General features: G+C 29.7%; 10 protein-coding genes. 4 read left to right on the top strand and 6 right to left on the bottom strand.

All coding sequences use genetic code 11. The features are described from left to right. Positions 1–673: 673 nt before the first annotated feature. Together ACN1CN_RS22265 and ACN1CN_RS22260 are read left to right on the top strand one after the other, a co-directional pair. The gene (locus ACN1CN_RS22265) at positions 674–1,342 is read left to right on the top strand and encodes a response regulator (protein ID WP_419137816.1); all 669 of its coding nucleotides are present in this window, start codon (positions 674–676) and stop codon (positions 1,340–1,342) included. A 557-nt stretch (positions 1,343–1,899) separates the two neighbouring features. Further along, positions 1,900–2,631, top strand: a complete 732-nt coding sequence (locus ACN1CN_RS22260; RefSeq protein ID WP_419137814.1) for a hypothetical protein — start codon at positions 1,900–1,902, stop codon at positions 2,629–2,631. Between the two features lie 514 nt (positions 2,632–3,145). Here the strand turns inward: ACN1CN_RS22260 and ACN1CN_RS22255 are convergent. The 3 genes from ACN1CN_RS22255 to ACN1CN_RS22245 all read right to left on the bottom strand — a co-directional run bounded on the left by ACN1CN_RS22255 (position 3,146) and on the right by ACN1CN_RS22245 (position 4,733). Continuing rightward, positions 3,146–3,913 (bottom strand): metallophosphoesterase, encoded by a 768-nt coding sequence (locus tag ACN1CN_RS22255; RefSeq protein ID WP_419137812.1) that lies wholly within the window; start codon positions 3,911–3,913, stop codon positions 3,146–3,148. A gap of 78 nt (positions 3,914–3,991) precedes the next feature. After that, on the bottom strand, positions 3,992–4,273 hold the full coding sequence (locus ACN1CN_RS22250) for a helix-turn-helix domain-containing protein (protein WP_379814276.1): 282 nt from the start codon (positions 4,271–4,273) through the stop codon (positions 3,992–3,994). A 43-nt stretch (positions 4,274–4,316) separates the two neighbouring features. Further along, on the bottom strand, positions 4,317–4,733 hold the full coding sequence (locus ACN1CN_RS22245; RefSeq protein ID WP_419137810.1) for a hypothetical protein: 417 nt from the start codon (positions 4,731–4,733) through the stop codon (positions 4,317–4,319). A gap of 577 nt (positions 4,734–5,310) precedes the next feature. Between ACN1CN_RS22245 and ACN1CN_RS22240 the strand changes: the two genes are divergently transcribed. Both ACN1CN_RS22240 and ACN1CN_RS22235 read left to right on the top strand, forming a co-directional pair. Next, complete coding sequence (locus ACN1CN_RS22240; protein ID WP_419137808.1) at positions 5,311–5,598, top strand: helix-turn-helix domain-containing protein; 288 nt, start codon at positions 5,311–5,313, stop codon at positions 5,596–5,598. Between the two features lie 785 nt (positions 5,599–6,383). Further along, on the top strand, positions 6,384–7,604 hold the full coding sequence (locus tag ACN1CN_RS22235; RefSeq protein WP_419137806.1) for a tyrosine-type recombinase/integrase: 1,221 nt from the start codon (positions 6,384–6,386) through the stop codon (positions 7,602–7,604). A gap of 43 nt (positions 7,605–7,647) precedes the next feature. Here ACN1CN_RS22235 and ACN1CN_RS22230 read toward each other — a convergent pair whose 3' ends face one another. The 3 genes from ACN1CN_RS22230 to ACN1CN_RS22220 form a co-directional block, all read right to left on the bottom strand. Further along, positions 7,648–7,938: a DNA-binding protein gene (locus ACN1CN_RS22230; protein ID WP_419137804.1), complete on the bottom strand. Its 291-nt coding sequence runs from the start codon at positions 7,936–7,938 to the stop codon at positions 7,648–7,650. A 47-nt stretch (positions 7,939–7,985) separates the two neighbouring features. Then, positions 7,986–8,426 (bottom strand): hypothetical protein, encoded by a 441-nt coding sequence (locus ACN1CN_RS22225; RefSeq protein WP_419137802.1) that lies wholly within the window; start codon positions 8,424–8,426, stop codon positions 7,986–7,988. 99 nt (positions 8,427–8,525) lie between these two features. Next, complete coding sequence (locus ACN1CN_RS22220; protein ID WP_419137800.1) at positions 8,526–9,713, bottom strand: DNA topoisomerase; 1,188 nt, start codon at positions 9,711–9,713, stop codon at positions 8,526–8,528. Positions 9,714–9,813: the final 100 nt, after the last annotated feature.

The following is a 9,813-nucleotide window of genomic DNA, read 5'->3' as shown; positions in this document are numbered from 1 at the left end:
TATTTATCTACATCCAAAGGCTCATGGTAATCATACAATTGCTGTACCCTGTAAGCATCATCATCGGGCTGGCTCAATGCATGGTAAATAAAACCTTGCTGAAGACTTGTTGCAGGGTAAATATGTTCGATTATATTTTTCATATAGAAAATTTCTATTTAAATTTTAAAAACATCCAAAAACGTTAGGATTTAAACTCATCATAAAAATAATAAGTAATAAAATTAATTATAGATAGATTAAAAATCAACAAAATTAAAAATCATTATTTTTTTCGGAGAATAAGTCATTTTTTTGCACGAAAATAACAAAAGATTTAACAAATAAATTACGGTTTTTTACAATAAACTTACGGATTACCAATAAAAATGCTAATGTTTTATTTTTCAATAAAAAAACAACTATTAAAAAATAGCTCAAGAATCATAAAACATTTATAATGAAATCATTACCAATCTCGCTTATGATTTTTCAACTCAAAAATCCGAATTCAAATTATATATATATATATATATATATATATTCATATCTAATCGAAATAAAATAATAACGTCTATTCTATATCTCTCTACATCATTTTATTAAATTAATTATAATTTACGGAAACCCGTAAAAATGTCCCAAAAAAAAAATTTAGTTTTACTATTAATTCATATAATTTACTAATACAATTATGACATATAATATTTTGATTGTTGATGATCACCCCTTAGTAATTGATACTTACAAAAATCTTCTATCCAAAGTAAATATTCAGGGAAAAAAAATAAATATTATAACGAGTCATAATTGTGAAAATGCATATAAAAAAATAATCATTCACATAAGACAGAATATAAGTATTGATCTAGCACTGCTAGATATCAATTTACCTCCCTATAAAGAAGGCAATATTAACAATGGCATTGATTTATCGTTGTTACTAAGAAAAAAAATTGAAAATTGTAAAATATTTTTTATCACAAAACAGGATCAGCCTTTACATATAGATAAAATAATTAGAGAAGTAAATCCAGAAGGATTTGCTTCACAAAAAGATATTAATTTCAAAAAACTTCTTATCATTTGTGAAAGAATTATTATCGGCGAGAAATTTCGAAGCTTAACTATAGTTGAAATTCAGAAAGAATTATTGAAAAAAAAATTTAATTGGGATAAATATGACAACAGAATTATAACATTAATTTACGAAGGAGTCAAAACTATGAATCTTCCAAATCATATACCTCTTTCAATGAGTGCAATAGAAAAAAGAAAAGCCCATATTAAAAGTCAGTTGTTATTAGAAAAAGGCAATGATCGTGATCTTATAAGTAAAGCTAAAAAATTAGGACTGTTATAAAGTTCAATTTATAATTTCACAAATAAAATTTAATATCTCATATAATTAAAAAAATAAAATAAAATCTCTCTTAACGATTGATAATCAAAAATAAGGAAGCGGAAGAACACGAATAATTTTGGAATAGAGCTGTTACTTTTTTGTCACAAAAATTTAAGACTGTTAGTTTACTGTTTTTATCAAGAATTATTTATTTGTTATTTCAAAACAGAACTATATTACTCATTTACAACAAATTAATACTATCTCAAATTGATATTTTAAGTTTTGGATGCTAACTAAAAATCGAGACTGAGTTAAGAGAAAAAGTCTCATTTATCCACAATGGAGTTAGTGTCTTTTTTACAAAAGAGGATCAATATAAATTTCCCTCCTATTTCCTAATGTAATTTAAATGGAGGGAATACATTTTTTGCTACAAAAATTTAATTCGTACTTTTTTCAATTCCATTACACTATGAAAAGAGTTTCGAAAATTATTTGTTAGAATTATAACATAAAAAGTATTTTTCTAGCTTTTCAAATAATTAATTCAAGTTGCTAGTTAATTGATTTATTTGACTTTTGAAGAAGAATTAAAAAATATAATAGCATATTACATCGAATCTGGAATTCCTGTTATTGCCGCTTTAGAAAATACGAATTTAGCCCATGCAGTCGTGATAATTGGCCATGAAGATGACTGCCAAACAGACTTAAGCAAAGTCAAAAAAAGAGAATTGCAGTACTCTGATGATGATGTTGAATATATCGATTATACTGATATACATAAAAAATATGTTGTAACAGATGACAATTTAGCCCCTTATCGCTTAATTGATTTAGACAATCCAGTCGAACATTATGGCGACGATGATTCATTTTTTGGAGCAACGATTGAATCAATAGTCGTTCCCCTTTATAAAAAAATATATTTAGAAGTAATTAACGCCAGAAGCTTGGCTACAAACATAATTTCGGATTCAAATTTTGGCTATAAATTTAAAAAAGATTTTGTTTTTAGATTTTTTCTAACATCCAGCAGGTCATTTAAATCGCATGTGAGCAAACTAAAGTCACAGCGACCAATACTAATTGAAACATTAGTATTAACAAAAATGCCAAAATTTATCTGGGTAGCAGAAATTTATGAAAATGACAATTTCAATTTAGGAAATGCAGATGGTTTAGTAGTGATTGATGCAACAGAAGCAAATAACAATTTTATTGATTCCCTTCTGTTTGCAGGTTACCCAGATAAAGTTTTTGTAAAAAGTGAAAAAGATTTTGTAATTTGCCTTATAATTTAGATTTTTACACTAAATTTAAAAATAATTTAAAATAAAAGTGAGTCCAAAAAAAACTGTTATATCATTAACTGACTTATTAAAAGACAGTAGTAGAGTTGAAAGCAAAAAGCTTATCGAATCGAATCGTCGTATAAACAATTTAATGAAAGTAAATGTACGTGAATTTAAACAGAAACAAAATGTTTCTATAGAAAAATCATCGCAAATAGTTTTGAACGCATAATATATATAACATACCTATATAATGAAAAGAGAACTGAAAAGTTCTCTTTTTTTTATTTAAAGAGACCCTATGTCATTAATATTGAAGTTCTTTATAACTTAATAGAATTAAAAAAATTTCCATTGTGGAAATTTTAAATTTCTTCTATTATATAAACGCTAATTGATAAAATTATAAAATATTTTCTGTAATAGACTAATGATCTATTTAGTACTAAAATATTTTCTAATACGAAACAAATGTTTAAATTCTAAATTATATTGTGTATGACCAACTAAATTATTATTTTTTTCAAATCTGCAAACACTTATCTGCAATAAAATACTCATGCTCATTTTGCTGGATATAACCTAGCTGGTTTGTTATCAATTGAGTATTTCCAATTTTAAAATCTTTAGTATTATAGTGACTATGCCCATAAATCCAGTACTGCGCAATTGACTGTTCAATAATCTCCGAAAGTTCAACAGCAAAAGCTTCGTTCAAAAGGCTATTTTCGTAAACTTTCGGATATTCTCTAAAAGTCGGGACATGATGAGTTGTAACTATAACTTTTTTATTTTCTACGTTATTTAAAGCTTTAGTAATAAAATCTAAACTATCACAATAAAGTTTATTATAATGATCTGCAGAAAACTTCTCTGCCCCATATTTGACAACTTTAAAATCACTAAGCCCTCTTTCAATATTTAATCGGGAAACCGGACTAATGTGGGACCATAGAGTAGAGAAAACCAGTTTTAAATTATCATATTCTACAACATAATTATTTAGAAGGATTACATTATTTCTAATCTTTTCATAAAAAGTTCCTGTTTTAAGAAGAGCATCATAATAGTAATACTCATGATTTCCAGGAATCCAATATGTCATTTGGAAATTATCGGATAAGAAATCAAAAAAATCCTGATGTTTATCCATGAGCGAAAAAGGTACAATATCCCCAGCCAGAATTAAGATATCTCCGTTTGGAATTAAGGGATTATCTCTCATGAATTCTTTGTTTTTAATAAACTCCAGATGCAGATCTGAAGCATATTGAATTCTGTTTATCTCCATATTATTATTTTTTAAAGAACCAAGACTCCCAAAAAGAAAGAAAGTTGCTCTTTATATTGTTATAAAAAAAAGATTCATTCAGATACTATTCTTACGAAGAGTTTCCTCAATCTTCACACTGTCGTATAGAAATATATCTCCCAGTTTAGTATATGGAAGAATCCCAGTCTGCCTGTATTTTATAATAGTATTATTAGACAGCCCAAATATCTTTTTTAAATCTTCATTTCTGTAATAGGCAGGTCTCAAGGTTTTCCCTTTACTGATTTTTGAATCGATCACTTCCAGTTTTACCATTAAAGGATCTATTATATTTTTAATCTCCATTATAAAAGCCTGTCTCTTTTCTTTCTTTGTCATAATTTAATTGTTTGTTAATGTTTTATTTTTTTTCATCCCCAGCTTACCAGTTCTCAAGTTTTCTTTTCCGCTCAATCAATATACCAATCAAGTCATCTAAAAATTTCATCTGTTTTTCTTTATAAGTATAACCTTTACACTCAGAAAACTGTCTGCTTATTGTAGTTATCTTTTTCTGAACTCCTTCATTATCTCTATATGTAAAATTTTCACTTATGAATTCCTGAAAATTGATTCGATTTTTTTTTATATCAGCCGAATCAAAAAATAACAGACCTTCATCCATCAGGATATAGAAAAGAATTGCAAGTTCACTTTTACCATAAGAGCTTTTGCATTTTTCAAACGATGATAGATTATTCTGAAAATCATTTAAGTGCAATAAGTTTTCAATCTTTTTTACCCTCTTATCTAGTTTAAAGAAATTATCTAAAATTTCAGAGGTCTTGGCTTTCGTCATTTAAATAAATTATTATTTCTAATTTTTTCCCAACAGAAGTTTCTGTCCAACAATTAGCCATAATGCTTTTCAGCTATTAAACCGTAAAACAAATCTGACTATAAACAATGCTAAAGTAATTGTCGAAAATGGGATTATCTGTATCATTTGTCACACTCGACCTTTTTATTTATTTAACTTTTAAGTTTTTACATTACATTTAAAGCATATAAGCTCCAGCAGAAAATAAGTATTGGAATACAATTATGTATTTTAAGAAAATTATGATAAGGGTAAAAATCTCCAAATTTTGAAGTATTAATAATTTTACTGCTTTAGCAGTAAAAAATGTATTTTGAAAATTCAGAGGATCCAAAATGAATATAAAAAAGGCTCTTTTACTGCTAAAGCAGTAAATATTGCAGTTTGATAATGACTTTAAGAAAAGTGTGTCTCTTAATCACAAATAAATACATTAAAATGCTTAAACATATTGGATAATGTTCGTTATTTCAATCAAAAAAAGCATATATGTATGAAATAACAAACATTAATAACATTAGCACGAGTACCAAGATTGATAATATAATATTGAAAGATGAACAGGAAAAAACAAATTATTTATCCCAAGCATCACAAGCTGATGGAACAAATGGGAGAAAATATTAAACTAGCAAGAAAAAGACGTAAACTTACTACTATGCAATTAGCTGAACGTGCAGATATTGCCCGATCTACACTTTACTTTATAGAGCAAGGAAATGCAAGTGTATCTATCGCTGCTTATTTCAATGTACTTCGTGTCTTAGGTCTTCAGGAAGATTTTCTTAAACTTGCAGCTGATGATACTTTTGGACGAAAATTACAAGACTTAGAGTTGTTATAATTTAGAAGAAATGGCACAGTTAATATTAAAATAAATATTCTATTATATGCAAAAGCATATATTTTTAAAAGTGTAGGCTTTTTTATATTCAAAAGCATATAATTAACTGTGTAGCAAAAATATCGGAAGCAGCATTAATTATATATTCTCATTTAAACACAAATACAAATAAATGCATCAGAAATTGATTATGTTATAAAAAAATGTATTTTTGTCATATTAAAAAAAAATAATTATAACCAATTAATAAACAAGACATTACACGCTAAATTAGCACGTTTTAAAGTTCGTGGCAGAATCGTGGCGCAGCAGGTAAAAAAATATTATAAATGCAGTATAAGAGCGGGATGCGGAGCTTAGGTTCGAATCCCTCTTTCTCCGCTGATTAATTATCAAAACCTTTAGATCTCACGATTTAAAGGTTTTTTTGTTTTTGGACTTTAGCGTGTCCCACTTGGTAAAACTGTTCTAAGAAATGATAGTTAGCACCTGTATTTGCTAGGGTTACAGAAAAGATTAAGAAGATTTTTGCACTACTGTGCAAGGTCTTAAAAAGAGATTTTAAAAGTAAAAGTCTTTTAAAATTTATTTTTTCTATTTCCATTCCTTAGTCAAAATACACATTAAATATCAAAGCAAAGTGTACCTATAGGTGTACCTGCATTTTTTGAGCAATTTTAAACAAAATAGGTACACTACTTTTTGGAAATTCCCCGGGAATTCCCTGAAAACAAAGAAGGCTCTCATAGTTTTTATTCAATTTTATTAACTAAAAACAATGAGCCATGGTAAAAGTAATTTTCTACATCAAAGCACAAAAAGCTAATAATAAAGGTGAAGCTCCGATCTTCGCACGCATTAGCTACAAAACAAGTGAGACCTCAATCTCAACCAGAAAATCAATCGAATTACAACGTTGGGAAGAGACTAAAAAGCTTAGAGGTCTCCTTAAACTGGAAAAAGAAAAAATTATCAAACAAGGATTAGACAATTTCCAGCTAGCGATTGAAAAAAAGTTCAATGAACTATATAAAATAGATCCGGACGTATCCTTACTTCTGTTGAAAAAGGAACTCACTGGCAAAACAAAAACAAAAAATAACTCCATCACGATATTGGAAGTCATGGAAAAGCATAATGCTTATTTTAGAAAAAAGGTAGAAGCAGGAGATCGTTCACCAGCTTCTTTACAGAAATATGAAAGAGCAAAAGATCTTCTGAAAAATTATATGGAGAAACAGTACGGGTTAAATGACATGGAGAGCACAGAAGTTAATGGTGCCTTTATTCACAACCTTGAAGAATTTCTAACCTATGAAAGTATTTACAAAGGACGTAAAGGAATTAAAAACAATTCTGTAGTGAAATACATTAAGTCATATAAAACAGCCTGCAACCATTGTTTTAAACTCGACTTACTCCTAAAAAACCCTTTTAATGTTTATCAAGGCCGACTTAACGTCAAAGATGCTATATTTTTAACTCAGGAGGAACTTAATAAAATCGAGAGAAAAAAAATATCTTTTGAAAGACTTCAACGCGTGAGAGATATATTTCTTTTCTGCACCTATACAGGTTATGCGCCGGTAGATGCTGCTAAACTAACCTCAGAGAACATTTTCAGAGGAAACAAGGGAGAACTATGGCTTATGACTACAAGAACCAAAACTGCCATCAGAGCAAATGTTCCTATTTTACCACCAGTCCTAAAAGTTATTGAGAGATACGAAGGAAAGCAGGGTTCCCTTATTCCAAAAATTTCTAATCAAAAAATGAATGCATATCTTAAAGAACTCGCTGATATTTGCGGGATTGACAAACACCTTACCTGGTATGTTGCCAGACATACTTTCGCGACTACTGTAACTTTAGGAAATGGAGTAAGTTTAGAAAACGTATCTGCAATGATGGGACATACTAATATAAAACAAACTCAACATTATGCAAAAGTACTGGATCACAATGTAATGAATGATATGCAGAAAGTCATGAAAATATATCAATAGTCAATACTCTTAAAAAGAAAAGGATTCATAGAGAATCCTTTTCTTAACATTCATTGTCACGTAATATTTTATCAATTTTACTGGCTTCATATAAGAATATATCGCCAAGTTTTGTAAAAGGAAGAACACCTGTAAGCCGGTATTTAACGATCGTATTACTAGACAAACCAAATGCTCTTTTCAAATCTTCATTTCGATAGTACTTTACAATGCCTTTTCTTCCTTGTTGCTGTTTTAATCTGGAATCTATTGAATCCAATTTTGCATCCAAAGCAGTAATTAGTTTCTTAAAAGTATCCATACTTTCAAGTTTCTCATTATTATTTTTTTCCATAATTTAAACTGTATTTGAGCTAGATTAAGTGACCTGTAAAATAAAAGCTACCAACTGGCAATCTTTTGTCTTCTTTCTTTTATTAGCACTAACATCTTATCTAAAAATTTTAAATGCTTATCCCTATAGGTGAATCCTTTTGCTTCAGAAAATTGCTTATTAATTATATTAATTGGTGTTTGCACCCCAGCATCTCCCAAATAAGTAAAATTGTCCACCATAAATTCCTGCATTCTACTTCTGTTATTGCCCTGATCAATGGTGTCAAAGAACAAAATATTCTCATCCATCAACACATAAAAAAGATGAGCTAAATCGCTCTTATTAAAACTTGAGCAGCATTTAACTACTTTAAGATTTTTAGAAGATGACGTATTACCAGGCATTAGAGATAAACCGTTATTCATTAATAACTTTTCTATCCTTTTAACTCTTCTTTGCAACACGGCTATGTCTGTAGATACTTGCTCGAATGATGTCTTTTCCATTTTTATCGTCATTTTCATCCATTACTCTTCATTCTCTATTAAGCACAAATAAATTACCCCCATCAAAATTTCATCAATTTGGGATCATACTGATTCTCCTTATTTTTTTTCAAATTCGAATGAGGTCTCTTTTTTCTCATTTAGGATTATATAAGCGTTAAATTTTTTCCTAGACCTGCTCATCATTCCCTTTATTAAACCTGTCTTTCCAAATTTTATAAGATTTTCGATCTCTTTGGTACTTAAATGGACACCACAAATATTTCGAAACTGAATCCAGCCACAATTCTCATCCGGACATTTTACAAGTATATCTTTAATAAGTAAAGATCGATCAGAACATTTAGGACAAAATAAATCGGGCCCTTTATCAATTGTTACAGTTGTAGCAAGAAGCTCATGAGTTAAAGAAGTCACATAATCCTCAATTCCCTCTTGAAATACTTCAGCCTGCAATTGGTTATTTTCAATCTTTTGTAACTCTATTTCCCATTGACCTGTCATACTAACATCTGCAATCATTTTACTTTTAACAATGTCATAAATTTGCAATCCTTTTTCTGTCGGTATAAGGGATTTTTCTTTTCTTTTGATATAATCCCTGTCAAAAAGAGTTTCAATAATGGCGGCTCTGGTAGCCGGGGTACCAATACCTATACCTGTCATTGCTTTTCTTGATTCCTCGTCTTCTACCCTTTTTCCGGCAGATTCCATGGCCGATAAAAGCCCGGCTTCAGTATAAAGCATGGGCGGACTGGTTTTCTTTTTTAATACTGTGGCATTTTTAACTTTAAGCTTATCCCCTTTTTTCAATTCCGGAAGTATATCAAGAGGCTCCGTTTCTTCCTCTGAAAAACTGCCTTTAACCAAACGCCATCCGGCTTCGAGAATATTAGAGCCCTTTACTGTAAATTCATAATCCAGAATTTCCAATCCGGCATCAGTAATTTCTTTAACACAGGGTTCGGAAATTGATTCGAGTAACCGCAATCCAACCAGATCATAAATCGCATTTTCCTTTGCATTTAGGGCAGAAGGAATTTTATCAGTAATAAGCAGTCCGTGATGATCGGTGACCCTCAAATCATTTACAATACGTTTGTTGAATTGTCCCCACTTTATTTTACCTGCAGCCTCTCTGCTGGCTTCACGACCCTGAAGAGTACGTACAAGATTGGGAACTTCTGCCCACATATCTTCGGGGATATATTTACTTCCTGTACGTGGGTAGGTAATAAATTTCTTTTCATACAGGCTTTGGGTGCAAATTCCGGTTATATTGATCACCCCATTCCGTTTTAAAGTGAGCACCTGATTCCAGTTCAAAATGACCACCTAATTCCGGAGCAAAATGACCACCTCCGTTTTGATTAAAAACTATATTTTT

The organism is Flavobacterium sp. T12S277 (assembly GCF_048514875.1).
GTDB lineage: Bacteria > Bacteroidota > Bacteroidia > Flavobacteriales > Flavobacteriaceae > Flavobacterium.
This window is presented reverse-complemented; position numbering and strand designations above follow the sequence as displayed.

Coding starts and splice junctions, on each gene's coding strand:
- ACN1CN_RS22230 (WP_419137804.1), bottom strand. CDS start 7,938: ATGGAAAAAAATAATAATGAGAAACTTGAAAGTATGGATACTTTTAAG.
- ACN1CN_RS22265 (WP_419137816.1), top strand. CDS start 674: ATGACATATAATATTTTGATTGTTGATGATCACCCCTTAGTAATTGAT.
- ACN1CN_RS22225 (WP_419137802.1), bottom strand. CDS start 8,426: ATGGAAAAGACATCATTCGAGCAAGTATCTACAGACATAGCCGTGTTG.
- ACN1CN_RS22245 (WP_419137810.1), bottom strand. CDS start 4,733: ATGACGAAAGCCAAGACCTCTGAAATTTTAGATAATTTCTTTAAACTA.
- ACN1CN_RS22250 (WP_379814276.1), bottom strand. CDS start 4,273: ATGACAAAGAAAGAAAAGAGACAGGCTTTTATAATGGAGATTAAAAAT.
- ACN1CN_RS22235 (WP_419137806.1), top strand. CDS start 6,384: ATGGTAAAAGTAATTTTCTACATCAAAGCACAAAAAGCTAATAATAAA.
- ACN1CN_RS22255 (WP_419137812.1), bottom strand. CDS start 3,913: ATGGAGATAAACAGAATTCAATATGCTTCAGATCTGCATCTGGAGTTT.
- ACN1CN_RS22240 (WP_419137808.1), top strand. CDS start 5,311: ATGAACAGGAAAAAACAAATTATTTATCCCAAGCATCACAAGCTGATG.